A 26,988-nucleotide genomic window follows, 5' to 3' on the forward strand; every position below is an offset into this window, starting at 1 on the left:
CGCGCCACCACTGCGATGACGACCCCGCCACTCTTCGTCACCCGAGGCAGCTGCGTCTTGTACGTTTCTGACATGGACCCCCGCGGCGCACAGATCACCGCGTGGGCACCGGGCCTCGCGGGAATCACCGAGGTCTTCCATGCCGATTTCGTCGGACACGCCTATCCCAAACACACGCACGATCAGTGGTCCCTGATGCTCGTCGACCGCGGCACGATTGCATACGACCTCGATCATCGCGCTCATGGCGCGGCACCCGAGATCGTGACTCTGTTGCCGCCAGGCATCGCACACGACGGAGTTCCGGTCACCGAGGCCGGATTTCGTCAACGAATCCTCTACCTCGACACGTCAGTTCTCGGCGAGGTCCTCATCGGCCCGGCGGTGGACAGCCCCGAGATTCGAGACCATCTCCTGCGCCATCGCATCGATCAACTGCACTCTGCACTCGGCCCGGACGGCGAATCACTCGAGGCCGAAAGTCGCCTGGGGTTCCTCTCTGAAAGATTGAACGAGATCCTCACACCGGCCACAGGTCGATCCCGTCACACGCCGACCGTTGACGAACGCGTTGCCGATCAACTTCGGGACCTGCTCGATGCGCGACTCACAACGGGAATCACGATGCGGGAAGCGTCGAACATCCTGCAGCGGAACCCCACGTATCTGATCAAGAACTTCGCGAAGCATTTCGGGCTTCCGCCTCACAAGTACGTGACGGGACGTCGAATCGATCTGGCGCGACGCGCAATCCTCGCCGGGCGCGAATTGGCGGACGTGGCCGTCGACGTCGGATTCCACGATCAATCCCACCTGTCGCGGCACTTCGTCAAGCATGTCGGGGCGCCGCCCGGCAAATACTCACTGAACGTGGCCGGTGGAGCGCGCTAGTCGCAGCACCTGGCACCGGTTGCGTCGAGCAGACACTGGTTCCGGTCAGCTGGAGTCTATGTCCACTGAATGAAAACGGTGTCAGGTCCCAACGATCAAGCAGCCGTCTCGAGGTCGACCAGGAGGAAGTCCTCGCGCCGCGGCCCGTATTCACGATCGGTCAGCTGGTACGAGCGCAACGCACGAGGTGCACGCGCCAACTCGTAGAAGCGCTCGGAGCCCGGCACGAATTGCGTCGTAGCCCAACCCCAATCTGCGCCGTGCGGAATCTTCGGGTCGGGAAGCATGTCGGACTCGATCGACATGAGCCGCAGGCGCCGAACTACTCCGGTCGTGGCGGCATCTGCGCCGAAGTCTATCACGCCTGACGCGCGTTTGGGTCGTCACGAGGAGTTCCGGCAAGTAGGTGCAATGCACCCGCGACTTCGGCAACCGCCCACCGGCGCGGGTTGTCGGCATTCCACGAGAGCCCCCAACGGACGGTCTCCCCCAATTCTGGAGGAACAAACCACCGAAAACGCAGACCGTCGATGACTACCGGCGTGATCATCGCGTCGAGGTTCGCCGACGCACCGACCATTCGACCGGCTCGACCGCATCGTCCAGCCCGAGAACCACGCGAGCTGCATTGCGCCCTTGATCGAACAGGGACTGGCGAACGGTCGTCAGGCCGGCGTCCGATGCGGCTGTTGTGTCGTCCCATCCGACGACTGCGACATCGTCGGGCAGCGCGAGGCCGAGTTCACGGATCGCGTCCAGAACCCCCAGAGCCAGTTCGTCACTCATCGCCAAGATGACATCGGGCCTTCGGCTCTCGGGAACGTCGAGCAGGGACCGAGCCATCCGCGCACCCTCACTTCGCTCGTTGACGGTGACCACCCCCACCTGCACCGAGGACCAATCGAGGCCCGCATCGCGGACGGCGCGCTCGTAGCCCTCGAGCCGATGGCGGGACACCGGAAAGAACGCTTCACCTGGATCCACGTCCATCCGAATCTCGGACCGACGCTCACGATCCCACGGAAGGCTGATCACCGCGGGTCGCTGCGCCCCCGACAACCCGACTGCCGCGATCGCAACGGCGCCGGCAACATCGTCCATCCCGACGAGATCCACACCCTCGTGCAACGGCCCCCCCTGGACGCATGCGGGTTTTCCGGTGCCGACAATCGCGTCGAGGATGGGATCGTCGAAGACGGTGGTCCAGACGACAAAACCGTCTACTGCCGCGTCGCGAACTCTGTCGACGTCTCCCGGTTTCCCCGAGTTCGGCAGCATCATCAGCGCGGCGTTCGCATCCAGGCACGCTTCGGCGACTCCCGAGAGGAATCGCCGAGCTACTGCGTCTTCGAAGGCGTACGTCAGCTTCTCGCTGAAGACGACCGCGATGTTGTTGAATTTCCCGCTCCGCAAGGACTGCGCCGCCCGGTTCGGGCCCGCGTACTCGAGCTCTTCGGCTGCGGCGAACACCTTGGCCCGCGTTGATTCAGACACGCGCTCGGGCTGCGCGAAGGAGTACGACACCGACATCACCGACACGCCTGCGGCCTTGGCGACGTCGGCCATCGTCGGACGACTCGAACGCTGCGCACGTATGGCCATGAGCATCAGCATAGCGAGTGAAAAATATCCATTACGCAGGTGTGTATCGATACATGTATCGTTACACACCATGACTGCTCGACTGCCGAAGGCAACCACGCTACGGCTGATGACACTGGCCGGAGCAGCCTTCGCCTACGTGACGGCCGAAATGCTCCCCGTCGGACTGCTCAGCGAAATCTCGACGGACCTCGACGTCACCGAAGGGCGTGTCGGCCTACTGCTGACCTTCTACGCATACGGTGTCGCGGCGTTGACGCTTCCGCTGATCGGAGCGGTCAAAACCTGGCCGCGACGACGCGTCGTCGTTCTGACGGTGGCCACCCTCGCGGTGTCGCAACTGGTCGCAGCATTGGCCGTCAACTATCCGATGCTGGTGATCGGACGATTGCTCTGCGCTGCGACGCACGGAGTGTTCTGGGCTGTCGTTGCCCCGGTCGCAGCCACTCTGGTTCCGCGCGGACAACAGGGCAAGGCCATCGCGATGGTGTATGCCGGTACGTCTCTCGCATTTGTTCTCGGAGGTCCACTGTCTTCGGCGATCGGCCAGTCCTGGGGTTGGCGGACCGCATCGGCGGCAATCGGTGTGGTGGCAGTGGTCATTGCTTTCTCACTGCATCGTGCGTTGCCCGAAATGCCGGTCGATCAACACCATCGGAGCAAGCGAGACAAACCGAAGCCGACGCCGGCGATGAAACGGGCACTCGCCGTCATCTGCGCGGCAACGCTGTTTGCCGCCCTGGGGCAATTCGCTTCGTACACGTTCTTCACACTTCTGGTGGAGGAAAGCCTCGGCTCGTCCGGTGGCATCCGTACCGCGATGCTTCTGGTCTACGGTGCCGCCGGCGCCGTCGGAGTGTGGGTCGCCGGCAAGTACTACGACCGCCGACCGCGTCTCTTCACGCTCATCTCGATCGCGACGGTGGCAGGCGCGCTGGCCATCTTCTGGCTCTTGGCGCCATCGATGGGAGCGTTCGCTGTCGTCGCCACGATCTTGTGGGGTGCGGCGTTCACCACCGTTCCGATCTGCCTCCAGTCCTCGGTTCTGCGCGCCGTCCCTATCGGGACCGACCGTGCCTCGGCCATCTACGTTGTCGTGTTCCAGATCGCGATTGCAACGGGCGCTCTGCTCGGTGCGGCCGTCGTCGACAGTGGCGGGCTCTCACATCTGGCGGGCATCGGGGTCGCTCTGATGATCGCTTCGTTGGCGATAGTCGGGTTCGGCCGACGCGCGTTTCCCCAGGAACCGGAACGGTCTACTCACTCCCCCACCGACGCGCCGGCCGGACTCTCGTCGTAGATCAGGGTGTATCGCCAGAACAGGCGTCTCCTGATCCGGCTACCTGGCAGACACAACGCGGCCGCGCGCCGGACGTCAGCCATCGACTCACCCGGTTCCGCGGTGGGAGCTGTCATCGCCTTCAGTGGCTCGAAGGCAACCCGTCGATGCTTGACGACTCCGACGACGGGATTGCACACGGTCGCCAACACCGACAGGAGTGCATCGGTGGGTGTGGTCGACCGATAACACCCGACCACGACGAGCCGCCCGCCCGGTTCGAGCAGGCTACTCAGCTGCTTCATCGATTCTTCGAGTGGAAGATGATGCAACGCTGCGACGACTGTGATCGCGTCGTACTTCGCCTCGGATGCAAAGTCCTCGATCCGCTGCGCGTCGATGATCACGTTCTCGTCGTCGACAAACCTTGCGCGCACGGCGGCCGAGGTTGTCAGGTCGGGTTCCACACCGACCACCACGTCGAACCGCCGACGCAAGAGGTCGATCAGATTGCCCGTCCCGCTCCCCACGTCGAGAGCGCGACCGGACCTGACCCCGCGCAGACTACGTAGAACCCACCGGCCGTAGTGATCGTTGTGACTCCACGGATGGCGTCGATTGAAACCGTCCAAGCGAGCAATCACACCCATACCCGACGGTATCAATCCGAGCCCCGGCACCGGCCGTCACAACCGCGGGTCGACCGGCTCCGATTCGAGAGCCAACACCGCGAACACGGCCTGGTGCGCTCGCCACAAAGGTTCACGGTCGACGAGCCTGGATACCGCCTCCATGCCGAGCGCGTACTCGCGCAGCGCCATCGACTGCTTGTGTCCGAGGTTGCGGTTACGCAATCTCGCAAGCGTCGACGGTTCGAGGTAGTCGGCACCGTAGATCAATCGCAGGTACTCCCGGCCGCGGACCTTGATCCCCGGCTGAACCTTCGCGTTGTACCCCCGCGGTCCGTGAATCTGATTCGCCAGCGGTTTGACGACCATCCCCTCACCACCGTCGCCGGTGATCGACTCCCACCACTTCGTCGCTTCGAACACCGAGTCCTCGGAACCGAGATCGACCACCAGGCGACGTGTAGTGGTAAATCGACTCGGGTCGGCCGCGGCCAGGCGGTCCGAAATACCGAGGTGCCATTCGTGATCCCGTTCCCCGTACGACTGGCCCTCGGCCGCCAGAATCTGGAACGGCGCGATGGTGACGCCGTCCAGTCCGTTCGTCGGCCACACGTACCGTCGGTACGCCTCGCCGAAGCGCTCGATACTGGCGGCCCGAACAGTTGTCTGTTCGAACATCTCCGCCACGTCCAGGCCCTGCGACCCGGCCCGCGCCAACACGGCCTCGCGAGCTGTGAGGTCTGATCGCCCGGCCGCCGCGACCGACGCGTACTGCGAGCGCAGCAGACCTTCCGCTTTGACGTTCCACGGCAACAGTTCGCAGTCGAGGAGCAGCCAGTCGGTGCCCAGCGCTTCCCACAACCCAGCGGAGGTGACTGCGGCGGCGATGTCGTCGATCAACTGCTGAGTCAGGTCGTCGTCGAAGAACTGGCGGCCGGTGCGGGTGTGCACCATCCCGGTGAGCGCATCCGGAGCGTCGAAGCGGGACTGAGCAACCGATCGATCACGGCACACGAGCACCACTGCCCGCGAACCCATGTGCTTCTCTTCGCAGATCACTGTTCCGATTCCGCCGGCCCGGTATGCGTCGAACGCGGTCGACGGGTGTTCCAGATAGTCATCGGATTGGGCGCTCGCGCAGGGCGCCATGGTCGGCGGTAGGTATCGCAGCCATTGCGGCGCGACCGCGAATCGGCTCATCACTTCCAAGGCGCCGGCAGCGTTGTCGGTGCGAACGGACACTCGACCGCGCAGTTCGGTGTCGACGCCGGTCGTTTCGAGGACGTCGGCGAGATCGAGCACATCCGGATCACGAGTCGGCGGTGCCAGCGGTACCACCGGCTCGTACCAAACCTGCTCCGCCGGAACCGACACGATCTCTCGTTCCGGGTATCGAAGGGCGGTGAGGGATCCACCGAAGACGCACCCGGTGTCGAGGCACGCGGTGTTGTTGATCCATTCCACCTCGTGCACCGGCGTGTGACCGTAGAGGACCATCGCTGATCCTCGGTAGTCCTGCGCCCACGGGTATCGAACGGGTAAGCCGAATTCGTCCGTCTCACCGGTAGTTTCACCGTAGAGCGCAAAGCTCCGGACTCGACCGGATGCCCTGTTGTGGTAATCCTCCTTGAGACCGGCGTGCGCGACAACGAGTTTGCCGTCGTCCAGGACGAGGTGCGCGACGAGGCCGTCACAGAAGTCGACGACGCTTTCGCGGAACTCCGCCGACTCGGTGGCCATCTGCTCGAGGGTCTCGGCGAGTCCGTGACTGGCCGTGACCTTCTTACCGCGCAAGGCCTTGACGAGTTTGTTCTCGTGGTTACCCGGAACCGCTATCGCATGTCCCGCCGCGACCATCCCCATGACCAGACGCAGCACACCGACCGAATCCGGTCCTCGATCCACGTAGTCACCGAGGAAGACGGCAGTTCGCCCTTCCGGCGGCACCGCATCGACAGCTCTGCCGTCCGTCCCGTAGTCGACGGTGTAGCCGAGTTTCACGAGGAGCGTCTCGAGCTCGCTTCGACATCCGTGGATGTCACCGATGACGTCGAACGGACCACGCTCGACACGCAGATCGCTGCGGAGCGGGTGGCGCAAGAATGTGGCTTCGGAAACCGCGTCCTCACCTCTGAGGATGTGAACCGAACGGAAACCTTCCTTACCCAGCCCGCGGAGCGAGCGAGTCAGCTGTTGGTGCTGGCGGCGAATCACGTCGCGTCCGAACGTCCGGTCAGAGCGAGCGTCGTTTCGTGCAGAACAGACCGATTCCGGAACATCGAGCACGACTGCCACCGGCAGTATGTCGTGCTCGCGAGCCAACGCGACGAGTCGCTTGCGCGCGGCGGGCTGGACGTTGGTCGCGTCGACCACCGTGAGGCGTCCGCGTCGCAAACGCTTGGCCGCGACGAACTCCAGCACTTCGAAAGCATCGGACGTCGACTCCTGTGAGTTCGGATCATCACTGACCCACCCTCTGAATGTGTCACTCGAGAGGGTTTCGTACTCACCGAAGTGGCGCGCCGCAAAGGTCGACTTTCCCGAGCCACTGACGCCGATGAGTACTACCAGGGCGAGATCTGGAATCTCGTACACCGTCATGACGTTCGTGCCTCCTTCGTGAAGATTGCCATCTGTGTCGGCCCGCCAAGGACCGGATCAATTGCTCCGATAAATTCGAACTCCACGCAATAGCCGTGGACTCGGGCCGTTTCGGTTGCCCAGTCGCGGAATTGGGTTCGGGAGAACTCGAACCTGTGATCGGGGTGCCTGAACTCTCCCGCGGCCAATGCCGGATACAGCACGTTGTAGTCGGCATTCGGAGTAGTCAGCAGCACATACTGCGGTGCTGCGTCCACGAAGACCGATCTGACCAGCGCCGGCAGGCGCGCCGTGTCGACGTGCTCGACCACCTCCATCAGCACGGCTGCGTCGAAGCCTTTCAAGCGTGCGTCGCGGTACGTCGCGGACGACTGCATCAAAGACACACGTTCACGTTGGGCGTCGGACATTTCGGTGAACTTCAATCTGCGTTGCGCCCGTGTCAGTTCGCGCGCGCTCACATCGACGCCGACAAGTTTGTCGAATTGAGCGTGCGGCATCAGCACCTCGATCAGTTTGCCTTCGCCGCAACCGATGTCGACAATCGTTCTGACGTGCAGTCGCTGAAGCGTCGCCAAAACTGCGTCGACGCGAAGCCGTGCCAGCGGCGGATCCGGTCGCGGTAGTTCGATCTGCGCCTCTGCTTGGTCGGGAATCAGTCGATCGACCACCGATTCGACCAAGTCGCGTCGACGCGCCAGGTAGCGGGACATGATCAGCGCGGAATCCGGATGCGACGCCAACCACTCTCCAGCGACGCGGATCAACTTGTCTGCCTCGTCGGGTCCCACCCAGTAGTGCTTCACGTCGTCGAGGACCGGCAACAGCACGTAGAGGTGCCGAAGGGCACTCTGCACCGTGTGTTCCCCGGTGAGCGTCAACGACACGAAGTCGGAGTTTCCCCACGTCGGCAGGTGCGGATCAAGCTGCACCGGTATCGCGGCCACATCCCAGCCCAGCGGCTCGAACAACCGACGAGGCAATTCCGCATCGCCGCCACACGGAACCACCGGAATCGAGACAGTCAACGCGAGTTCGGTTCCGACGAGTTCCGGGTGCGACTTGCACGTTCCCGTCAACGCGGTGCGAAACAGCTTCGACAGAGCAACCGAGAGTATGGACGACGCCGCATACGGACGATCGTTGACATACTCACCCAGCGAAAAGTTGTCGCCACTCTTGCCGCGTCGATACCTACTCTGCACAAGTTCGATGGGGTCGACGTCCACAATCACTGCCACCGTGGTCTTTTCGGCTGAGGCCTCAGGGTACAGAACCGTGGCGGTGCCGATCGCCAAGTCGAAGCTTTGCACGCGGTCGGGATGTTTGTGCAGCAGGTAGCTCAACGCGGTCGCATCAGGAGTCTGCGGGGTCGGGGTGGACGTCAGTGTGAGTAGCACCAGGCGAATGTAGCCCGGCAAACGTCCGGGGCGCCTCCGATTTACGCGCCCGCGGCCGTCAGAACAAAGTGAGAGCTGCTCCCGCACCCACCAGTTCCCGGGGCGCCTCACGCGGCTCACTGCCAGCTGCACTGACGTCTCGATGCTCCGAACGACCACCCAACCCATGGCGCTCGACCAATGGCTCGACACGGCTTGCGAGCCAACGCTTGTATTCGGGAGTGACATACGCGCCCCGCCCGTACAGCTCGCGGTAGCGACGGATGAGCGCCGGATGTTCCTGAGCAAGCCAATTCATGAACCAACCCCGAGTACTCCCCCGCAGGTGCATCGGGAAGACCGTCACACTCGTCGCACCGGCTTCGGACAGTGCCTCGAACAGCCCGTCGAGATGACTGGTGGAATCGGTGAGGAACGGAATGACCGGCGCCACCATGACATTGCACGAGAATCCCGCGTCGGTGATGGCGCGGATCATCTCGAGACGCGCCCGCGGCGACGGGGTACCAGGCTCGATCTGCTTCTGAAGTGCAGCGTCGTTGATCGCCAACGACACACCGATTCCGACGTCGACCTGCGCTGCCGCCATTTTCAACAGCGGCAGGTCCCGTCGGAGCAGAGTTCCCTTCGTCAGGATCGAGAAGGGAGTTCCGGATTCGGTCAACGCGCGAATAATGCCGGGCATCAAGCGGTATCGGCCCTCGGCTCGCTGATAGGGATCGGTGTTGGTACCCAGTGCCACCGCCTCCCGTTTCCAGGACTTTCGCGCCAACTCTTTGCGGAGCACCGCGGCAATGTTCGTCTTCACGACCACTTGGGAATCGAAATCCGCGCCGGCGTCGAGGTCGAGATACTCGTGACTCGGTCTCGCGAAACAATATCGGCATGCGTGCGAGCAACCACGAAAAGGGTTGACGGTGAAGCTGAACGGCAACGTCGACTCTTCGGGCATCTTGTTGAGCGCGCTCTTGCAGAGCACCTCGTGAAACGTGATTCCCTCGAACTCGGGAGTCTGCACGGAGCGAACCAACCCGGCCCGTTCGAGTCCGGGTAGCGCTCCGTCATCTGCATCCAATGCCTGACCCGACCACCTCATGGCCCCAAGTCGAACACTTGTTCTAAGGTATGTCAAGATGGAGCGAATACCCGACCGTGCCTCACCACGGCCGGGAAGTTGTTGGCAGAATTCGGTGCATGTCGAACAGAATCAATATTTCGTCCGGTTCCGAATGGGAACCCAAGATCGGTTACTCCCGTGCCGTGCGCATCGGTAACCAGATCGCAGTCTCCGGCACCACCGCTCCTGGTGAGACCCTCACAGATCAGACCCGCGCAGCGCTCGAAACGATCAAGGCGGCACTGGCCGAGGCCGGCGCCTCGCTCGACGACGTCATCCGCACTCGCATGTACCTGCGCGACATGACGCAGTGGGAGCAGGCCGCTCTCGCGCACGGTGAAGTGTTCGGCGAGATTCGTCCCGCCACGACGATCCTCGAGGTCAGCTCGCTGATCGACCCCGCTCTGCTCATCGAGATCGAGGCCGACGCGGTTCTCAGCTGATCGCCAATCCGGACGTTTGTGACAGTGGGCGCCTAGTCTGAGCCGATGAAACCGATGCGGCTGTATCCGTTGACGCTCGCGCTCGGCATCACCGCCGCTTTCCTCTCGCCCGGTTCTGCACTCGCAGAACCGGGCGAGAGTCTTTCGACGGCTTGCGGCAGCCAGTTGAGCAATGCCGAGGTGGGCCGGATTGCCGAACTCAGCGACGTCACGACCCTGAACGGTGCCGGACTGCCTCGGCTCGAGACCGCTGTCGAACGACATCGTGAGATCACGTCGATCCTCGTCTCACACCACGATTGGCGAGGCTTGTTCTCCATCGGCCTGGACGCTGTCGAACACGAGGCGGTGATGCCGCTGCAGCGAGACCCTGCGGCCTTCGCCGATGACGAGTGGGCCCATTCCGTCAGCTTCGAATTGCTGCGCAGGTACCTGGTGAACGTCCATGCAGAGTTCACCGGTACGCCCACCGATCCGGCGTGGAGCAACTACTTCGCCCTGACACGTCAGTGCGACGCCAGTCCAGCACGGGTCGCCATGGCCGGCTACAACGCGCATCTCACCGTCGACCTCGCTCACGCCGTCGCCACGTCCGGAACCACTGCGGAGGATGTCCCCGATTTTTACAAGATCGTCGATTCCATTGCCGTCAAGGGTGGTTCGATCGTGACCCTCACCAAGGCCGAGTACGACGCCGATCTGGGGCCGCTCTGGCGGTTCTACTTCGTCGGCGAAGGACTCGACCGATTGGCCGGAAACTCGCAGCCCTCGGAATTGTTGCTCCGCGCCGCCGACAGCGGATACAACACCATCACGCTGGCCAACGGATTCGCCCTCCAGAATCCGCAGACACGTCCTGGCGCAGAACAGGAGATCGACGCGCTCTGGCGTACTACAGATTCCGCTCTCGACGTACTCTCGCGACTCGGTGGTCTCTGACATCTCACCCTCCGCTGCCTGAACCGGACACACCTGCGACAATGACCCCATGACGGGGCACTCGACGGGGCAAGGCATGCAGAGTCCCGCCATGCGCCGGGTGCGAGACCTGTTGCGCGGGCCCGCAATTGTCTGCGATGGCCGGGCAACCATCCGCGAGGCCGCGAAGTTGATGACCGATGCGGGCCGCCGCGCTGTTGTGATCCCGACGGAGACAACCGGTTTCGGGATCTTCACCGAAGGTGACCTACGTGCTCGTGTGGTAGTCGGTGGTATCGACAGCAATCAGCCGGTATCAACGGTGATGACGCCGTCAGCAGTGACAGTCGATCCGGATCGATTGGGCGCCGACGCCGTGACCGACATGCTCGAGTACGGATTGCGCCATCTCCCGGTCGTGACCGAGGCAGGCGCACTGATGGGTGTGCTCGAACTCAGCGACCTCCTGACTTCGGCCACCAATCAGGGTTTCGAACTGCGCGCAGCGCTCGCCACAGCACAGGATGACGCCCACCTCGTCGAAACAGCCCGCGCGGTCCCTGTTCTGGTGACGGAATTGGTGGCGTCACGGGTCTCTCCGCTCGACATCGGTGCGACGCTGGCGGTGCTGATCGACGTGACAGTCAGGCGCGCCATCGAATTGGTGGTGGGCGGAGACGAGCGACCGGATTTCGCGTGGCTGTCGCTCGGCAGCGTCGCCAGACGTGAAGCGCTCCCCTCTTCGGATATCGACAGTGCGCTGGTGTGGGGCGGCGAATCTCATCACGAGGGAGCCGACGCCGCGAAGACCATCCACGACATCCTCGATCTCTGCGGGTTCCCTCGCGACACCAAGAACGCCGTCGCGACCCAGGCCAGGTTTGCTCGGACGCTCCCACAATGGCGCACTGCGCTGCGGAAATGGGTATCCAATCCGTACCAGGACCAAGCCCTGGTCATGTTGTCGATGCTGGCGGATGCCCGCGTCGTCGCGGGCGATCCGGCGTTGGATCCTCGTCCTGCGGCGTTGGATCAACTGCGACTGCATCCGGCCGTCATGCGACTGCTCCTTCGCGAAGCCGTCGGAGACAAGGCAAAGCTCCATTCGTTCAAGGACGTGATGACGCGTCGGACCGGAACCGTCGACCTCAAAGCCAGCGCCGTCCAACCGATCGTGAACATCGCTCGTTGGGCGGGGATTTCCGTGGGCGCCCGCACGAGTTCGACACTCGAACGCCTCAAGGCTGCAGCGGGAAGCGGTTTCCTACTCGACGACGACGCCCAGGTACTGATCGAATCTTTCGAGGTGTTGCAGCAGATTCGTGTCCGCCACCAGACCGATCAGTTCGCGGCAGGTCGGCCACCGACCGACGAAGTCGTGATCTCCGAACTCACTCCGCTCTCGCGGAGCTTGCTGAGCAATGCAGTGCGCGAGGTCGCAGGTGTGCAACGACGACTCGAATATGCCGCGTCCGCGTCGGCGCTACCCGACATCGACCCGTGAATCGCACTGCGCTCGAACAGGTTCTAGCGGCGGAGCGCCTCGAAGGCTGGGATCCGAGTAACGAGCAGATCGCGGAACTCGAGGCCGTCATGATCGGGATGCTCTCTCGGCGTGAGTATTTCGAGCAGGAATTAGCGCGAGCAGTCGGCCTCTCGTCTGCAATTCCCCCGCGAATCCGCTGGCGAAGATCAGCGCCGTACGTCTATCGCGGTACATCGGTGCTCGAGAACAATTTCGACGTGCGAGATCCCGCCGCACTGCAATCACTCGAGTTCGCGGCGACCGCGCTTCGTCTGGGTGAGGCGCATCTCGGCAGCGACCTCGTACCGCACACGCGAGACACAGCCGAACTTCTCCTACTTCACCAGCACGTTTTCCAAGATCTGTACCAGTGGGCCGGCCACATCAGAACCGTCGACATCAGGAAAGGTGCGGCAACGTTTGCTCCGGTCTCGGCGATTCGGAACTACCTGTCCGAGGTGGAAGAGATCATCGCCGCCGTCGATTGGGTAGCGCTCGATAACGGCGCTGCGTCGTTCGCGCTCGCATCGGTGTACTCGACGCTCAATCATGCCCACCCGTTTCGGGAAGGAAACGGGCGAACCGGAACCCTCTTCCTGCACCGACTCGCCGCGGACACCCGGTATCAGCTCGACTTGTCGCGGGTGAGCAGAACCGAGTGGGTATCCGCGTCGAGGGATTCTGCGCCTTTCCGGCCCACCGGAACCCCGTCGCCTCGCCCGTTCACCGATCTGTTCAATCGCGCGCTGACTCGCTGACGCAGACATCTGCTGCCCGTTCCAGGCGGACTGAACACCGTTACTGCTGAGTGAGCACCGCTTCCGACACTCTGGAAGCGGTGCTCACTCTAAGACGACTGTGCTCACTCGACCATCAGCCGGGCAGCGCGAACTCTCCTGCGTCGGACCAACGCTGACGCTCGGCCCCGAACGCGACGGACTGCATCGCGCGGAACTCGTCGATCGAGCGCGAGTTCGACGCGAGGAACTCCTGATGCTCGGCCAGCGAGAAGCTGCCGTCCTCGATCTCGACGCCCCCACCGCGGCCGGCGGCGGTGTCCGCGCGCAGATCCATCAACTCTTCCGGCTCGACGGGGTACCAGGAGATCCGGTCGAAGAATCGCAGCAACCACGGAGTGCCCTCCTCGAACGGCCCGGACTTCGCGGGGTGGCGGTGATTCCACACCTGCGTCGTACGTCCGACGAACTGGTACCCGCCCGGGCCTTCCATGCCGTAGATGCAGAGGTACGCCCCACCGATCCCGACGGCATTTTCGGGGGTCCAGGTGCGGGCGGGGTTGTACTTGGTCGTGACAAGGCGATGACGTGGGTCGAGCGGCGTCGCGACCGGCGCTCCGAGGTAAACGTCACCGAGTCCGAGCACCATGTATTCGGCGCCGAAGACGGTGTCGAACACGTCGTTCACGGATTCGAGACCGTTCATCCGGCGGATGAACTCGATGTTCCACGGGCACCACGGCGCGTCGGCGCGAACCCCGTGCATGTACCGCTGGATCGCTTCGCGCGTAGCCGGGTCGTCCCACGACAGTGGCATCCGCACAGTGCGACTGGGCACAACGAGTTCGTTGACCGCCGGCAAGGTGTCCTCCGCCTCGGCGAGCATTCCCATCAGCTTGCGGACGGGCAGCACGTCCGGGTCGACGCGGACCTGCAGGCTGCGGATTCCCGGGGTGAGATCGAGTAGTCCGGCCGGCTTCTCGGCTTCGAGTCGCTGATGCAGTGCATGAGCACGCGCACGTAACGCCAGGTCGAGATTCATGTCGCCGTATTCGACCAACACGTTGTCGTCGCCTGAGCGCCGGTACGTGACCGCGGTGTCGCCGTCACGACGGGCTATGACGCCGTCGTCGCCGTCACCACCGGAGGAATGAACAACCGAATTGGAGGCTCGACGCGATACTCCGAGGTCACGCCGGGAGGCTGCCCGTTCGGCGCGGACCGGCACGAAGCGTATCTTGTTCCCGGGAGCCAACTGTCCGAGCTTCCAGCGATCAGCGGACACCACCGTGATCGGGCAGACGAAGCCGCCGAGGCTCGGTCCGTCGGGTCCGAGGAGGATGGGCGTGTCGCCGGTGAAGTCGAGTGCACCGATCGAATACGCGTTGTCGTGGATGTTCGAAGGGTGAAGTCCGGCTTCGCCGCCGGTGGTTCTGGCCCAGTCTGGTTTCGGACCTATCAACCGGACACCGGTGCGGTCGGAGTTGAAGTGGACCTCGTACTCGGTCGCGTACAGCGTGTCGATGTCGGAGCGGGTGAAGAACTCCGGCGCCCCGTGCGGGCCCTCGGTCACCGCAAGTTCCCAGCACGTGTGTATCGCCGGAACATGCTCGGCGGGAACAGCTCCCGCGACCCCGGTCGCCTGTCCGAGTTTGAGAACGTCTCCTGCCCGCAGAGTCCTACCTTCGTGTCCCCCGAACCTGCCCAGGGTGAAGGTCGACGCACTGCCGAGATAATCGTCGGTCTCGATTCCGCCCTGTACGAGTACGTAGATGCGCAGTCCCGGGCCGCTGGCCGTTCCAACGTCGAGCACCGATCCAGCGGGGACGAGAACGGGACGCCACTGACCGTGTACGACGCCGTCGACGGTCACCGACACCGGGGCACCTGTGATGCAGACCGTGGTGTCTTCGTCGAACGTCATGGCAGGTCCGGCCATCGCGCATTCGATGCCGGGGGCGCCTTCGGGGTTTCCGAGTGCGGTGTTTCCCAACCGAAACGACAGGTCGTCCATCGGGCCCGATGGTGGGACTCCGATCTGCCAGTATCCGACGCGTCCTGGATAGTCCTGAACCGTCGTCAGCATTCCGGGACGCACGATGGTCAGTTTTGCGTTCATTCGTCTGCTCCCGGCCGTGTGACGATCATGCGGACGGCCGTGGGATCGAAGCCGTTGCACGGGTTGTTGATCTGCGGGCAGTTGGACACGAGGACGAGCACGTCACGTTCGGCACGCAACGCGAGCCGCTTGCCTGGTGCCGACAGTCCGTCGACGATTCCGAGTGTTCCGTCGGGGTCGACCGGGACGTTCATGAAGAAGTTGATGTTGGACACCAGGTCCCGCTTACCGAGCCCCCATTTTGCGCCCTCGACGAGGAAGTTCTCGACGCACGCGTGCTGATGCTTGGTGTGGTGGCCGTATCGCAGGGTGTTCGATTCCTGTGAGCACGCGCCGCCGACGGTGTCGTGGTTTCCGACCTCGTCTGCGACCAGGGTCATGAGTGGAGTTCCGTCGTCACTGCGGAGCACGGAGCCTGTGGACAGAAACAGGTTCTTCTGGGCTGTGACCGTCGCTGCTGCCGAGTACCGAACGCTGTGATCGTCACCGGCGTAGACGAGGGTGTCGACGGCTTGATTTCCGTGTAGATCGACGATGGTCAGAACGTCACCGGCACGGACAACTGCGGACCACGGCCCGAATGCGTCAGCAATCTCGTCGAGGATCACCGTTCCGGGAACGAGGGCGGGGACATCCAAGGTGGTGGTCATGCGATCTCCTCCAGGTTCGAAGCCGTCCAGGCATCTTCGGTATTGAGCACTGCGCGTTGGTATTCCGGCCCGAGATCGTCAAGGCTGCCGAGTTCGTCGGCGGCCTTCCACGCGAGCACTTCGAGGGACGTGGTGGGAAACTGCGGCGCCGGATCGAGTGGGTGCGCGGTGTTGGCGATCATCACGATGACGGGCAGGTGGATCAGAAGATCGACCGTCGCGCCGGCGCCGGCGGAACCCGTACTGGTGAGAGCGCCGTCCGCCTCGACGCGGACACCATGGAAGAAGGACAACGGAGGCGCGATGTCCTGCGGCCCGAGCCCGTTTTTCGCGGCAGCGACGGTGAACAGTTCACGCCCGGCGGGTGAGGCACTGTGCAGCGAGCCCTGCCCGTACTTCGCCTCGTTGGTGGCGCGTGACGTCGTTCCGCAGAACGCATCGTGGTGACCCGACGTGTCTGCGACCACGGTCGCAAGTACTCGCCCCTGATCGGAGAGCAACGGGTGCCCGACGCCGAGATAGGCCTGCCATGGCACCTTGACGGTATCGGCGACGTTGAGACGCTCCCAGGGGGCGTCGGCGCGATAGAGCAAGATGTTTGCGCAGGCGCTGCCAGCGATGTCGCGAAGTCGCAATCGGGTTCCACGTGCGAGAACCTTGGTCGTGTACCGCCCACCCGGCACGGTCTCAGCCCAGGTCAGACGTTCGGGAGCGACGTCTTCGGGTGGGTTCGGCCAACGCGTTGCCGGCAATACGGGCATGGAATCGGTGATCGTTCCAGCTTGAGACCGGGCATGCTCGCGCGCTCCGGCGGTGGTCTGAGTACTCATGGTCAGGCTCCGATCGTGACGGGATTCGGGGTGGCGCGGCCACGTGGGAAGCAAGCGACTCCCAGCCCCACGACCAGCGCTACCGTGATGGGCGCGGCCCACTGCAGAATGGGGTACTCCCCGGTGGGGTTGAAGATCTCGGCTCGTGGCCAGGACAGGTTGATCACCATCAGCGCGCCGTACACAACCGCGGCGATGTTGACCGGAACTCCCCAGATACCCAGGGAGAAAAGCTTTTTGCCTTCGGCGTCGAACTTGGGGCCGACAGCGGTGCGCGGCCATCCCTTGAGACGCTGAACCAGCAGCGGCACGGTCACCATGAGGTAGGCCAAGTAGATCAAGATGATGCATACGCTGGACAGGGTTGCAAAGATTGCCGAGTTGCCCACGTTGACGGCCAGGACGGCAATGCAGACCAAACCGATGAGGACGGACGGCGCGATAGGTGTTCCGGTGCGGGGGTTGACCTTTGCCAGTATCTGCGAGGCAGGCAGACGCCCGTCGCGGGCCATCGAGAACATCAGCCGTGAAGCAGCAGTCTGAATGGCCAAGGTGCACACGAACACTGCGATCGAGACGTCGATCAACAAGACCGTGCCCCACGGGGAACTGAGAATCGATGTCAGTACGTACGGCAAACCTTCCGTGGCCAGGCGTCCGTCGGTGAGAGAGGGCGCTGCCATCAACGCGCCGAGGATCATCAAACCGCCGCCGAGCGCGGAAGCGGACAGTGCAAGCCGGATCGTACGAGGTGCGACGCGTCGGGGGTTGCGGGTCTCCTCGGCCAGTTCGCCTGCCGAACCGAAGCCGACCATGACGTAAGCAGCCATCAGTCCGGACATAATCCACGCCCAGGCGTATCCGGGCTGACCGCCGGCACTGCCGGTGTCGAAGACGACGTCCGGTCCGCGCTGAGCGTGGGTGAAGAACATCCCGATCACCGCGATGACACCGACGATTTCGCAGGTCACGCCGATGTTGTTGATACGCGACATCCAGTTGACGCCGATGCAGTTGATGAAGGTGGTCAGAACCAGAAGTACCGATCCGAGCAGCACGGCGTTGGCGGCACCGCTCGATGAGGTGAGTGCGCTGTCCTCGCCGATGATCTGGAACCCGCTCCACACATTGGGGAGCACGACCTGCAAGGCGATCGCGGCGGCCGATGCAGTGACGATCTGAGCGAGAATCATGAACCAACCGGCGAACCAGCCGACGATCTCACCACCCATCCGCCGCGACCACTGGTAGATGGCCCCCGAAATCGGATATCTGGCAGCAAGTTCCGCGAAGTTGAGAGCGACCATGAACTGACCGATGAAGACGACCGGCCACGTCCAGAAGAATGCCGGACCCGCGAAACCGAAACCGAGGCCGAACAATTGGAAGATCGTGGTGAGGATGGAGACGAAGGAGAAGCCCGCGGCGAAAGACGCGAACTTTCCCAGCGATCGATGCAGCTGCTGCTCGTAGCCGAACTCCGCGAGGTCACCGTCGTCGTGAGGCGAAGAGGCGAGTGCGGAAGCGGTGGTGGGCTGCGCAGCCGGGGTGGTTGCACTCAACGGCGTACTCCTTCGGCGAAGCGATTCAGAGGCGAATAACTGTCGATTGATAGTTTTCGTGAAATCCACTCGCCGCAGGTGACGCCCGCGTATACGATTCGCCTGATTCTGTAACAGGCTCGTTGAGTACGTTTCGAGCACGTGACCGAATGCTCACAGCGGCGGCCATCCCGCACGTAAGGCCGCAGCCTGCCACTATGGAAGGCGTGACCAACGCCGGCCCCGGACGACCCCGCCTGACCGCTCGCCGACGCCCGGGTGGCACTGCCCGGGCGGAGATCTTGGATGCAGCCGCTGAACTGTTCACCACCCGAGGCTTCGCCGCGACGTCCACACGACACATCGCCGAAGCAGTCGGAATGCGTCAGGCGTCGCTGTACAACCATTTCGCCACCAAGGACGACATTCTGGTTGCACTTCTCGCCGACACCGTGACGCCGGCGCTCGACTTCGCGGAGAATCTCAGGCCACTCGACACCGCACCCGAGGTCAAGCTGTACGCACTTTCGTACATCGACGCGGCACAACTGATCACCGGACGGTGGAACCTCGGCGTCCTTTATCTCTTACCGGAACTGAGAAGTGACAGGTTCATGTCGTTCCGAGCCGATCGCGATCGGCTTCGCGAGCAATACCGGGCACTCGCCCAGGATGTGCTCGACGCGATTGACGATCCATCATCAACGCACCTGGCCGAGCTTCCGTTTCGCCTGGTAGAAAGTGTGATCAGCGCGCGAGCCGACGCGCTCGAAGGCACCCCGATTCCCGACGCCGCCGTCATCGCCGGGTCGGCGCTGCACATTCTTGGGTGGCGCCAGGATCTTGACCCCATCCATACGGAAGCGGCAACGATCATTGCGAACGCAGAAACGCCGAAACTGTCCGGGGCTGCATCAGCTCCGGACAATTTCGACGCATTGAGGACCTAAACGGCCACGAGACTAGACCGAGAGGGACTGTCCCGGGAAGATCAGGTTGATGTTCGGAACCTGGCTGGCGAGGTTCTCGAGCGAGATGCCGTGTGCAGCAGCGATCTTCGACAGGGTGTCGCCTGCCTTGACCACGTAGTTGCCGCTTCCGGTGCTTGCTGCCGGAGCCGACTCGACGGAAGCCTCAGCGGTGACGGGGGCGGCTGCGGCCTCGTAGTTGCCTGCGGTGGTGCCGGTGGTCAGGTACTGACCGCAGACGGGCCATGCGCCGACGCCCTGGCCTGCGAGAACGTTCTCGGCGACACGGATCTGCTCGGCCTGGCTGGCGTTGGCAGCGTTGCCCGATCCACCGAATGCGTTCCAGGTGCTCTGCGTGAACTGCAGACCACCGTAGAAGCCGTTTCCGGTGTTGGCGGCCCAGTTACCGGAGGACTCGCAGTTTGCGACTCCGGACCAGTCGTGGCCGGCTGCCGAAGCGGTGCCGGTGCTCATGGCGAGCGGGATCGCGACGACTGCGCCTGCGGTTGCAACTGCGCCGAGGGCGCGCTTGAAGGTGATGCTGGTCATTGGGTAAATCCTCTCCGCTACCGCGGACGAGGTCGGCCCGGACGCTTTCACGTCTCGTCGATCGACTCGTCTGTTTCACTCCTGCCCCGCGAAGGTTTCGGGAGTACCGGACCCGCGGGGCAGAAGCACGCAGTTGCGGGTCGGTGTTTGCCCGGTAGTTTCGGGCTGTCAACGACCGTAGGTGATGGTCACGGATTGGTCACGGGGCAGTTTTCCGGCACTGCTGTACCAGACTCAGTCGAAACTCGAGCAATAACCACAGGTCAACTAATTGATTCGAGCTTCAACCATACCGATCGTTATCCGTCCGTTATGTGGCAACCGTCACGGTGATTTTGTGACCCACCACACCGAAACAGGCCGTGTCGGACCGCCAACGAGGATCCTGGGGATGTTAAGAGAGTCCTGGCAACGGGAAAAACCAACCGCCCCAATCACTATGGAGAATGGACTGGTGATCATCGCAGTAGAAGGACCCAGCGCCGCCGGCAAGACCACCTGGTGCCGAACCCAACTCGGTGTACAAACCGCAGCGGAAGGATTCGTCGCCGAGTATCAGCCCACGGGGCGCGAGCCGGACGGTACGGATCTCGACGTCCAGGCAAGTTACTGGGCAACGGTCAATTCGAAGCGATGGTCGCAAGCGGAAGATCTCGAAGCGAGAACCGGTATCGCGCTCTGCGACAGCGACCCGCTGAAACTGCACTACAGCTGGTGTCTCGCTGCGGTGGGCGCAGCACCTCGGGAGCGATTCGAGTACGAGCTCGCGGCAGTCGAGACGGCTTTTACGCGCCTCGAACTGGGTTTCGCGGATCTGACCGTCATCTCGATACCGTCACCGGAGCAGCTTCTACTTCAGCGCGAAGGAGACCCCAGCCGCCGCCGACGGCATTTCGAGCTTCACGCGGCGCTCGCCGAGCCCCTCACCCACTGGTACTCGGCGGTGGACAGGGTAGATCCAGGTCGCGTTGTGTGGCGCTTTCCGACACAGCTCGATCTTTCGCGCTGTCCCCCACCTCGATCGGATCGCAGCGATCTGGGCCTTCTTCGCGCGGTGATCGACGAGCTGCCGCCTCTCCCCAGGTAGGGAGCGGCTGCTCGATCTCAGCGCGCTCGTTCGACCCTGGCCTCGTCCCACACCGGCGACTCGCTCTCGTACACGTTCCCGTCCGATCCGAAGACGAGGAACCTGTCGAACGCGCGCGCGAACCAGCGATCGTGCGTGACCGAGATGACCGTGCCGGCAAACTGAGCAATGCCCTGCTCGAGCGCGTCAGCCGAATGAAGGTCGAGGTTGTCGGTCGGTTCGTCGAGCAACAACATCGTGGCGCCGGAGAGCTCGAGGAGCAGGATCTGCAATCGTGCCTGCTGACCGCCGGACAGGTCGTCGTACTTCTGTTCCGCAGCTTGGGACAATCCGTAACGGTCCAGCGCGCGGCTCGCCGCTTCGCGTCCCATTCCGTTGCGGTGTTCGTCGCCCATGTGCAGGATCTCGAGCAGCGTGTTTCCGGTCAGATCGGGCCTGGAGTGTGTCTGCGCAAACAATCCGGGACGTACCCGGGCACCCAGCGTTGCAGTACCCCCGTGCTCGACCGGCGCGATGTCGAGCGCCTCGACGGGCAGATGCTCGGTCCCCGGATCGGTCCCTCCACCCGCCAAGAGCCGAAGGAAATGCGACTTTCCGGATCCATTGGAGCCCAGCACGGCAACCCGATCTCCGTACCAGATCTCGGTGTCGAAAGGCTTCATCAATCCGGTCAGCTCGAGATCTTGGCATACCAACGCGCGCTTGGCGGTTCGCCCGCCCGCCAGCCGAACCGTCACCTTCTGCTGAAGTGGAATCGCTTCGGGTGGCCCTGCCTCCTCGAACTTCGCCAACCTGGTTTGCGAGGCGTGATACCGCGCAGCGACGCCGTCGTTGAACTTGGCCTTTTCACGCAATCGCAGAACCAGGGCACGTAATTTCGCGTGCTCCTCGTCCCAGCGTCGGCGCAGTTCTTCGAATCGAGCGTTGCGATCCTCGCGGGCTTGGTGGTAGCTGGCCAGCCCAGCACCGTGGGTCCACGACGTTGCGCCGCTGATTCCGGGCTCGAGCGTCACGATGTGGGTGGCCGCGTTGGCGATCAGTTCGCGGTCGTGGCTGACGAACAAAACCACTTTCGACGATTCCGAGATCGTCTTTTCCAGCCATCGCTTGCCCGGAACATCGAGGTAGTTGTCCGGCTCGTCCAGTAGGAGTGCGTCGTCGGGCCCAGCGAACAGTGCTTCGAGAACCAACCGTTTCTGCTCGCCACCACTGAGGGAGTTGGCCGCGCGCCACTTCGCACGGTCATAGGGAACACCGAGAGCCGCGGTAGTGACCTTGTCCCAGAAGTCTTCGGTCTCGTAGCCGCCCACGTCGGCCCAATCGGCCAGCGCATGCGAATACTTCATTTGAGTTGATTCCTCGTCGCGCTCGATCATCGCGTTTTCTGCCGTATCGAGCGCCAGTGCTGCGTCCCGGATCCGTGCCGGCGAGACGGACAACAGAAGATCGCGCACGGTGGACTCGTCGCGAACCTGGCCGACGAATTGCCGCATCACGCCCAGTGTTCCGGATCGAGTGACAGCGCCCTCGTCGGCGACGACGTCTCCGGCGACAATGCGGAGCAACGTCGTCTTACCAGTCCCGTTGGGGCCTATCAGTGCAGTTTTTGCACCGTTGCCGACCCGAAAGCTGACACCGCTGAGCAGTTGCCGACCATCAGGGAGAAAGTAGTCGACGTCGGCGATGTTGAGGTGGGTCACGCTGTCAAGAGAACCCTACCCACGGCGATCTGCCAAACCATTATTCCTGCCTTCGGTCTCGAGCTCACTACCGTCGTGGGATCGTCCGACCGCATCGAGCGCCGCCAGATATCCGAAAACCATTGCGGGACCGATAGTTGCACCTGGACCGGCATAGGTATGACCCATCACCGGTGAGCTGGTGTTACCTGCTGCGTAGAGCCCGTCGATGACCGAACCGTCGGCGCGCAACGCTCGCGCGCGAGCGTCCGTGTTGATGCCGCCTTTGGTCCCCAGGTCTCCAGGCACCATCTTCGCGGCATAGAACGGACCCTTCGTGAGTTCTCCGAGGCTGGGGTTGGGCTTGTTGGTGCAGTCGCCGTAGTAGTGGTCGTATCTGCTTGTCCCACGGCCGAAGTCGCGATCGACTCCGTCGCGCGCGTGACTGTTGAATCGTGTGATGGTCGCGGACAGCGCATCGCCCGGCACTCCGATCTCGGCAGCGAGTTCGGCAATCGATCCAGCTCGCACGATCGCACCCGATTCGATCCACGACCGAGGTATCGGCCTGCGCGCCGGAACCCCCGCGAACAGGTAACGGTCACGGTACGTCTGATCGAAGATCAGCCAAGCCGGGATGTTCTCAGCGGGTCCTTCACCTCGGCCGTACTTTCCGCCGAACATGGCGTGTGCCGCTTCGACATAGGGAAGTGACTCGTTCATGAAGCGCTGACCGCTGGCGTTGACCATGAGGCTGCGAGGCAACGAGCGTTCCGCCAAGGCGAACCACGGGCCTTTGGGCAGTGGAATCGACGGGGCCCACCACGCGTCGTCCATGTACGAAATTGCGGCGTCGACGCGTAGAGCTGCACGGATGCCATCCCCGGTATTGGTCGGTGCCCCGAGAGTCCACTGCGCGCTACTCGGCCGTCGCTGGTACTCGCCTCGCATGTCGTCGTTGTTGTCGAACCCGCCACACGCGAGGATGACACCGCATCGAGCGTGCATGGTGGTCTGCACTCCCCCGGACTCGAGTCGCACACCCACGACACGATCACTGTCGGTCACCAAATCCACAAGCCTCGTCCCGAGCTCCACCGTCACTCCGGCGTCCCGAACTCCGAGCATCAGTTCGGCCATGAGCGCCGGCCCGAGCCCGATCAGCTTCTTCCTCCGAGCTCTTGCGGCCAGGGATCTCATTCCTACCCGAAGCATCCGCACCGGACCCCGCCAATGCCGGATCCCCGTGCTCAGCCAACGGTAATCAGATTGTTGGACAACCATGTTGAGCGGAACCTTCATGTACGGCGGATGAAGTGTCGCAAGATCGTCGCCCAGAGCTCGCGCGTCGAACGGGCGCGGCTCGCACGAGCGGCCGCTTGCACGTCCGCCAGGTGCCTCGGGAAAGTAGTCGGAGTACCCCTTCACCCATTCGAGCTCCAACGCAGAGTGACGAATCAGGAAATCGAGGGCTTCCGGACCCCGATCGATATACGTGTCGATTCGGTCGGCGTCTGCATCCTCTCCGACAATGCTCTTCAGATATGTTCGCGCAGAGTCGATATCATCTGTCGGTGCCTCGCGGCGAAGTATCGAGTTTCCCGGAATCCACACGCCGCCCCCGGACCGGGACGACGAACCGCCCCAGTATTCGGACTTCTCCACGAGTATCGTCGAGAGTCCGTTGCGGGCTGCGGTGATAGCTGCAGACATGCCGGCAGCCCCCGATCCGACAACAACGACATCCACTACGGGCACATCTACTACGGGCGGCACGGCGCCCTGAGGGTTCTCGTCCATCACTGGTCACGACCTTTCGTGTCATCTTCGTCCTGCGTGTGCCACCGGGATCCTCGAACAGCGTCGAGCGCCCCCTCGACGCACACGGGAAGTGATGCCCCGCGCTTGTGAGGGTTACGTATCCATTGCCGATAACCGAACTCCGCCGCCGCCAACATCAAATGAACGAGAAGTCCTGGGCGGCTGTCGTTTTCCGGATCGAGTTGCATACGTTGCGCCACCAACTCGACCAACCGATCACGATGCTCGGGCGCGATCAGAGCGACACGATCCATCAGGTGCGGCGCGGTACGGAACGCCGATCGCCACTGATCGATCTCCGCGGACTCGAAAGCATTGGAACGCTCGAGGATTGCCCGTGATATCGCAAGATCAGCCGACTCGGTCGGTGGGCGATCCTCGAGCAACGTCACGATTCCGGCACCGCCCTGCCTGACCGGATCCAACAGCAGATCCTCCTTGTTACGAACGTGCCGAAAGTACGTACTCGCCGACACCCCCGCTGCCGCCGCAATCTGCTCGGTGGTCACGTCCTCGAAACCGTCACGCGCGAACAGATCGAATGCCGCACGTTGAATGTCTGCTCGCACCTGCAACCGCTGTCTCTCCCGTAGTGACATCAGCAACGTCCTCCCGCCTCGGCCGAGATCCGGCCGTTCTCGATAATGCGAGTCTCACCTATTATGACAGTCACTGTCAATATCCAATTCTCTGTCAGATATCAGCAGACCCGGGCATTTCGTTGACAGGGCATTCGATGCCACGACAAGCTTCGAAGATGAAACGATGGTTCGCGGCGGGCTTCGGAACGGCGATCGTCTCGCGATCGCTACTGCGCCAAGCGCTGATCTTCAAGTTCCGACGCGACGTACGTGCACTCAATTCCGGCAACTATCAGCCGCTGTTGAATTCCTATCACCGCGACGCGGTGCTGAGATTCGCGGATGGTGATCACCGGTGGTCAGGAGTGCATGCCGGACGGGACCGAATCGAGACGTTTCTCCAAGAATTTGTCGATGCGGGGCTTCAAGGCGCGGTCACCGAAGCGTATTTCGGTGGTCCGCTCTGGCGCATGACCCTGCTCGCCCGTTTCGACGACCGAGCCCTTGGCCCCGACGGCGCCGTCATCTATCGAAATCGAACAGTGCTTCTCGTTCGGACCAAGTGGGGAAAGATCATCGAGCAAGAGGACTACTACGAGGACACCGCCAGAATCGGTGACTTCGACAGGCGGCTCCGCGAAATCGAAGCCGGACGAGCCTGTGGCACAGTCGTGGAATGACAGACGTCAGGATTGACCGCCACCGAAAGCTGTCGGCGTTCCTGTCTTCCCAGAACGATGTCGAACTGGCCCGACTGGTCGACACCGTTCGAATCTCGAGTGTCGGCGTAGGTGGCGCCGCAGGAGTGATCAGGGTCTATGACAACAGGCTCAACGGCGTTCCGGTATTCACCAAACGCATCCCACTGAGCGTGCGGGAAATCGCCGAGGTGGGCTCTACTTCCAACCATTTCGATCTGCCGACGTTCTGCCAGTACGGCATTGGTGGCCCAAGCTTCAACGCCTGGCGAGAACTGGCCGCGAACCTCGTGGTCACCGATGCCGTTCTGGCCGGCGAAACACAGTCGTTCCCAATGCTTTACCACTGGCGGATACTTCCCGGACGTTCGCCCGTTGCGGCCGAACACGCCGACATCGATTCCGTTCACACCGCCGGCGCCAGCCGTGAAGTGCGGACCCGTCTCGAAGCGCTTGCCGCTGCGCCGTGCAGCCTCGTACTGTTCTGCGAGTACATCGAACACCCGATCTCGAATTGGCTGGAAGACAACCCGTCCGCCAAAGCTGCCGAAGTCGAGCGACAGTTTTCGGAGATCGTGGCGTTCTTGCGCGATCGACAGTTGCTGCACATGGACGGACATTTCGGCAACATGCGCACCGACATGGAGCGGATCTATCTCACCGACTTCGGACTGGCCACATCCCCACACTTCGACCTGTCGACTGCCGAGCACGACTTCGTCCGGCGCCACGCCACTCATGACGCCGACTACGCCGCCATGCTTCTGGTCAACTGGCTGGTGACCGAGGTCTGCGGGGTACCGAGGCCGACGAGCGGCGGACCAGTCGCCCGCAACCAGTACGTACGACGATGCGCCACAGGTCATATTCCAGGTGATGTGACACCAGAGGTGGCCGCGATCGTGACACGGCACGCGCCCGCCGCTGCGAGGATGAACGACTTCTACTGGCGATTGTTCGACGGCGACTTCGATGCGCCCTACCCGCATGCCGCGCCAGTTCCGACTTCCGGTCGAGCACAGGGTTTTCCCTGAACTGCCGTAATCACATCTCAGGGTTCATGTCATCCTCGGGACCGATGTGCTGGTCAGTGCCGGTAGGGCACAGTTCTCCTCATGATTGAACTGAGGGGATTGACCAAGGTTTACGGACCGACGAAAGCGGTGGACGATTTGTCGTTCACGGTCAAGCCGGGCATCGTGACGGGCTTCCTGGGCCCGAACGGTGCCGGTAAGTCGACGACGATGCGGATGATCCTGGGTTTGGATCAGCCGACGTCGGGTGCGGCGTTGATCGAGGGCAAGCCGTACCGGGAGCTCAAGA

The 26,988-nt window shown here is 62.9% G+C and carries 26 protein-coding genes; 11 read left to right on the forward strand and 15 right to left on the reverse strand.

All coding sequences use genetic code 11. The annotated features are described in order from the left end of the window. Positions 1–72 precede the first annotated feature (72 nt). Positions 73–891 (forward strand): helix-turn-helix domain-containing protein, encoded by an 819-nt coding sequence (locus ACYP01_RS22775; RefSeq protein ID WP_459682563.1) that lies wholly within the window; start codon positions 73–75, stop codon positions 889–891. A 95-nt stretch (positions 892–986) separates the two neighbouring features. On the opposite strand, the gene ACYP01_RS22780 is transcribed toward ACYP01_RS22775, so the two are convergent. The 3 genes from ACYP01_RS22780 to ACYP01_RS22790 are packed head-to-tail and all read right to left on the reverse strand — an operon-like array spanning position 987 to position 2,493. Then, positions 987–1,196: a hypothetical protein gene (locus ACYP01_RS22780; RefSeq protein WP_459682566.1), complete on the reverse strand. Its 210-nt coding sequence runs from the start codon at positions 1,194–1,196 to the stop codon at positions 987–989. Between the two features lie 53 nt (positions 1,197–1,249). After that, positions 1,250–1,441 (reverse strand): hypothetical protein, encoded by a 192-nt coding sequence (locus ACYP01_RS22785; RefSeq protein ID WP_459682569.1) that lies wholly within the window; start codon positions 1,439–1,441, stop codon positions 1,250–1,252. After that, complete coding sequence (locus tag ACYP01_RS22790) at positions 1,438–2,493, reverse strand: LacI family DNA-binding transcriptional regulator (protein WP_459682571.1); 1,056 nt, start codon at positions 2,491–2,493, stop codon at positions 1,438–1,440. Before ACYP01_RS22790 ends, ACYP01_RS22785 begins: the two co-directional genes overlap by 4 nt. A 70-nt stretch (positions 2,494–2,563) precedes the next feature. Between ACYP01_RS22790 and ACYP01_RS22795 the strand changes: the two genes are divergently transcribed. After that, positions 2,564–3,793, forward strand: a complete 1,230-nt coding sequence (locus tag ACYP01_RS22795; RefSeq protein WP_459682573.1) for an MFS transporter — start codon at positions 2,564–2,566, stop codon at positions 3,791–3,793. On the opposite strand, the gene ACYP01_RS22800 is transcribed toward ACYP01_RS22795, so the two are convergent. Genes ACYP01_RS22800 through ACYP01_RS22815 form a run of 4 tightly spaced genes read right to left on the reverse strand, consistent with a single transcriptional unit; the run spans position 3,754 to position 9,498 of the window. Continuing rightward, the gene (locus tag ACYP01_RS22800; protein WP_459682575.1) at positions 3,754–4,422 is read right to left on the reverse strand and encodes a class I SAM-dependent methyltransferase; all 669 of its coding nucleotides are present in this window, start codon (positions 4,420–4,422) and stop codon (positions 3,754–3,756) included. The two genes, ACYP01_RS22795 and ACYP01_RS22800, sit on opposite strands and share 40 nt — an antisense overlap. Positions 4,423–4,458: 36 nt before the next feature. After that, a complete protein-coding gene (locus ACYP01_RS22805) occupies positions 4,459–7,002 on the reverse strand; it encodes a polynucleotide kinase-phosphatase (protein WP_459682578.1) in 2,544 nt (847 codons plus the stop codon). Continuing rightward, positions 6,999–8,423 (reverse strand): 3' terminal RNA ribose 2'-O-methyltransferase Hen1, encoded by a 1,425-nt coding sequence (locus ACYP01_RS22810; RefSeq protein WP_459682581.1) that lies wholly within the window; start codon positions 8,421–8,423, stop codon positions 6,999–7,001. Before ACYP01_RS22810 ends, ACYP01_RS22805 begins: the two co-directional genes overlap by 4 nt. 37 nt (positions 8,424–8,460) lie before the next feature. Further along, positions 8,461–9,498 (reverse strand): Rv2578c family radical SAM protein, encoded by a 1,038-nt coding sequence (locus ACYP01_RS22815; RefSeq protein ID WP_459682583.1) that lies wholly within the window; start codon positions 9,496–9,498, stop codon positions 8,461–8,463. 98 nt (positions 9,499–9,596) lie between these two features. On the opposite strand from ACYP01_RS22815, the gene ACYP01_RS22820 reads away from it, so the two are divergent. From ACYP01_RS22820 to ACYP01_RS22835, 4 genes are read left to right on the forward strand one after another with little or no spacing between them, the layout of a single operon-like run. Next, the gene (locus ACYP01_RS22820) at positions 9,597–9,962 is read left to right on the forward strand and encodes a RidA family protein (protein WP_019748335.1); all 366 of its coding nucleotides are present in this window, start codon (positions 9,597–9,599) and stop codon (positions 9,960–9,962) included. A gap of 54 nt (positions 9,963–10,016) precedes the next feature. Next, positions 10,017–10,901, forward strand: coding sequence for a DUF5995 family protein (locus ACYP01_RS22825; protein ID WP_081305406.1), 885 nt, complete (start codon positions 10,017–10,019; stop codon positions 10,899–10,901). Positions 10,902–10,950: 49 nt separating this feature from the next. Beyond that, positions 10,951–12,384, forward strand: coding sequence for a putative nucleotidyltransferase substrate binding domain-containing protein (locus ACYP01_RS22830; protein ID WP_228232711.1), 1,434 nt, complete (start codon positions 10,951–10,953; stop codon positions 12,382–12,384). Then, positions 12,381–13,163, forward strand: a complete 783-nt coding sequence (locus ACYP01_RS22835) for a Fic/DOC family protein (protein ID WP_042448718.1) — start codon at positions 12,381–12,383, stop codon at positions 13,161–13,163. The genes ACYP01_RS22830 and ACYP01_RS22835 overlap by 4 nt, the downstream gene beginning before the upstream one ends. 115 nt (positions 13,164–13,278) lie before the next feature. Here ACYP01_RS22835 and ACYP01_RS22840 read toward each other — a convergent pair whose 3' ends face one another. From ACYP01_RS22840 to ACYP01_RS22855, 4 genes are read right to left on the reverse strand one after another with little or no spacing between them, the layout of a single operon-like run. Continuing rightward, the gene (locus ACYP01_RS22840; RefSeq protein WP_459682586.1) at positions 13,279–15,261 is read right to left on the reverse strand and encodes a 5-oxoprolinase/urea amidolyase family protein; all 1,983 of its coding nucleotides are present in this window, start codon (positions 15,259–15,261) and stop codon (positions 13,279–13,281) included. Beyond that, positions 15,258–15,911, reverse strand: coding sequence for an urea amidolyase associated protein UAAP2 (locus tag ACYP01_RS22845; RefSeq protein ID WP_007728099.1), 654 nt, complete (start codon positions 15,909–15,911; stop codon positions 15,258–15,260). Before ACYP01_RS22845 ends, ACYP01_RS22840 begins: the two co-directional genes overlap by 4 nt. Then, positions 15,908–16,741, reverse strand: coding sequence for an urea amidolyase associated protein UAAP1 (locus ACYP01_RS22850; protein ID WP_030536446.1), 834 nt, complete (start codon positions 16,739–16,741; stop codon positions 15,908–15,910). The genes ACYP01_RS22845 and ACYP01_RS22850 overlap by 4 nt, the downstream gene beginning before the upstream one ends. Positions 16,742–16,743: 2 nt before the next feature. Continuing rightward, positions 16,744–18,303, reverse strand: a complete 1,560-nt coding sequence (locus ACYP01_RS22855) for an amino acid permease (protein WP_030536447.1) — start codon at positions 18,301–18,303, stop codon at positions 16,744–16,746. Between the two features lie 197 nt (positions 18,304–18,500). On the opposite strand from ACYP01_RS22855, the gene ACYP01_RS22860 reads away from it, so the two are divergent. After that, entirely contained in the window at positions 18,501–19,232 is a 732-nt protein-coding gene (locus ACYP01_RS22860; RefSeq protein ID WP_054188193.1) for a TetR/AcrR family transcriptional regulator, read from the forward strand. 12 nt (positions 19,233–19,244) lie between these two features. On the opposite strand, the gene ACYP01_RS22865 is transcribed toward ACYP01_RS22860, so the two are convergent. Continuing rightward, positions 19,245–19,799, reverse strand: coding sequence for a LysM peptidoglycan-binding domain-containing protein (locus ACYP01_RS22865; RefSeq protein ID WP_003944949.1), 555 nt, complete (start codon positions 19,797–19,799; stop codon positions 19,245–19,247). Positions 19,800–20,238: 439 nt separating this feature from the next. On the opposite strand from ACYP01_RS22865, the gene ACYP01_RS22870 reads away from it, so the two are divergent. Then, a complete protein-coding gene (locus ACYP01_RS22870; RefSeq protein ID WP_459682592.1) occupies positions 20,239–20,886 on the forward strand; it encodes a hypothetical protein in 648 nt (215 codons plus the stop codon). 17 nt (positions 20,887–20,903) lie between these two features. Here the strand turns inward: ACYP01_RS22870 and ACYP01_RS22875 are convergent, their stop codons facing one another. From ACYP01_RS22875 to ACYP01_RS22885, 3 genes are read right to left on the reverse strand one after another with little or no spacing between them, the layout of a single operon-like run. Beyond that, a complete protein-coding gene (locus ACYP01_RS22875) occupies positions 20,904–22,586 on the reverse strand; it encodes an ATP-binding cassette domain-containing protein (protein ID WP_204855794.1) in 1,683 nt (560 codons plus the stop codon). A 15-nt stretch (positions 22,587–22,601) separates the two neighbouring features. Further along, entirely contained in the window at positions 22,602–24,365 is a 1,764-nt protein-coding gene (gene kstD / locus ACYP01_RS22880; protein WP_162113560.1) for a 3-oxosteroid 1-dehydrogenase, read from the reverse strand. Next, complete coding sequence (locus ACYP01_RS22885; protein ID WP_039972893.1) at positions 24,365–24,985, reverse strand: TetR/AcrR family transcriptional regulator; 621 nt, start codon at positions 24,983–24,985, stop codon at positions 24,365–24,367. Before ACYP01_RS22885 ends, kstD begins: the two co-directional genes overlap by 1 nt. 158 nt (positions 24,986–25,143) lie before the next feature. Here ACYP01_RS22885 and ACYP01_RS22890 point away from each other — a divergent pair, with 158 nt between their 5' ends. The 3 genes from ACYP01_RS22890 to ACYP01_RS22900 all read left to right on the forward strand — a co-directional run. Next, positions 25,144–25,647: a nuclear transport factor 2-like protein gene (locus ACYP01_RS22890; RefSeq protein ID WP_233272422.1), complete on the forward strand. Its 504-nt coding sequence runs from the start codon at positions 25,144–25,146 to the stop codon at positions 25,645–25,647. After that, positions 25,644–26,699: a BUD32 family EKC/KEOPS complex subunit gene (locus ACYP01_RS22895; RefSeq protein WP_459682597.1), complete on the forward strand. Its 1,056-nt coding sequence runs from the start codon at positions 25,644–25,646 to the stop codon at positions 26,697–26,699. The genes ACYP01_RS22890 and ACYP01_RS22895 overlap by 4 nt, the downstream gene beginning before the upstream one ends. A gap of 81 nt (positions 26,700–26,780) precedes the next feature. Then, positions 26,781–26,988 (forward strand): ATP-binding cassette domain-containing protein (locus ACYP01_RS22900; RefSeq protein WP_459682600.1); only part of this gene is annotated, 208 nt, incomplete at its 3' end.

The organism is Rhodococcus sp. no. 34, assembly GCF_054589475.1.

Coding starts and splice junctions, on each gene's coding strand:
- ACYP01_RS22775 (WP_459682563.1), top strand. CDS start 73: ATGGACCCCCGCGGCGCACAGATCACCGCGTGGGCACCGGGCCTCGCG.
- ACYP01_RS22780 (WP_459682566.1), bottom strand. CDS start 1,196: ATGTCGATCGAGTCCGACATGCTTCCCGACCCGAAGATTCCGCACGGC.
- ACYP01_RS22785 (WP_459682569.1), bottom strand. CDS start 1,441: ATGATCACGCCGGTAGTCATCGACGGTCTGCGTTTTCGGTGGTTTGTT.
- ACYP01_RS22790 (WP_459682571.1), bottom strand. CDS start 2,493: ATGGCCATACGTGCGCAGCGTTCGAGTCGTCCGACGATGGCCGACGTC.
- ACYP01_RS22795 (WP_459682573.1), top strand. CDS start 2,564: ATGACTGCTCGACTGCCGAAGGCAACCACGCTACGGCTGATGACACTG.
- ACYP01_RS22800 (WP_459682575.1), bottom strand. CDS start 4,422: ATGGGTGTGATTGCTCGCTTGGACGGTTTCAATCGACGCCATCCGTGG.
- ACYP01_RS22805 (WP_459682578.1), bottom strand. CDS start 7,002: ATGACGGTGTACGAGATTCCAGATCTCGCCCTGGTAGTACTCATCGGC.
- ACYP01_RS22815 (WP_459682583.1), bottom strand. CDS start 9,498: ATGAGGTGGTCGGGTCAGGCATTGGATGCAGATGACGGAGCGCTACCC.
- ACYP01_RS22820 (WP_019748335.1), top strand. CDS start 9,597: ATGTCGAACAGAATCAATATTTCGTCCGGTTCCGAATGGGAACCCAAG.
- ACYP01_RS22825 (WP_081305406.1), top strand. CDS start 10,017: ATGCGGCTGTATCCGTTGACGCTCGCGCTCGGCATCACCGCCGCTTTC.
- ACYP01_RS22830 (WP_228232711.1), top strand. CDS start 10,951: ATGACGGGGCACTCGACGGGGCAAGGCATGCAGAGTCCCGCCATGCGC.
- ACYP01_RS22840 (WP_459682586.1), bottom strand. CDS start 15,261: ATGAACGCAAAACTGACCATCGTGCGTCCCGGAATGCTGACGACGGTT.
- ACYP01_RS22845 (WP_007728099.1), bottom strand. CDS start 15,911: ATGACCACCACCTTGGATGTCCCCGCCCTCGTTCCCGGAACGGTGATC.
- ACYP01_RS22850 (WP_030536446.1), bottom strand. CDS start 16,741: ATGAGTACTCAGACCACCGCCGGAGCGCGCGAGCATGCCCGGTCTCAA.
- ACYP01_RS22860 (WP_054188193.1), top strand. CDS start 18,501: ATGGAAGGCGTGACCAACGCCGGCCCCGGACGACCCCGCCTGACCGCT.
- ACYP01_RS22865 (WP_003944949.1), bottom strand. CDS start 19,799: ATGACCAGCATCACCTTCAAGCGCGCCCTCGGCGCAGTTGCAACCGCA.
- ACYP01_RS22870 (WP_459682592.1), top strand. CDS start 20,239: ATGGAGAATGGACTGGTGATCATCGCAGTAGAAGGACCCAGCGCCGCC.
- kstD (WP_162113560.1), bottom strand. CDS start 24,365: ATGGACGAGAACCCTCAGGGCGCCGTGCCGCCCGTAGTAGATGTGCCC.
- ACYP01_RS22885 (WP_039972893.1), bottom strand. CDS start 24,985: ATGTCACTACGGGAGAGACAGCGGTTGCAGGTGCGAGCAGACATTCAA.
- ACYP01_RS22890 (WP_233272422.1), top strand. CDS start 25,144: ATGAAACGATGGTTCGCGGCGGGCTTCGGAACGGCGATCGTCTCGCGA.
- ACYP01_RS22895 (WP_459682597.1), top strand. CDS start 25,644: ATGACAGACGTCAGGATTGACCGCCACCGAAAGCTGTCGGCGTTCCTG.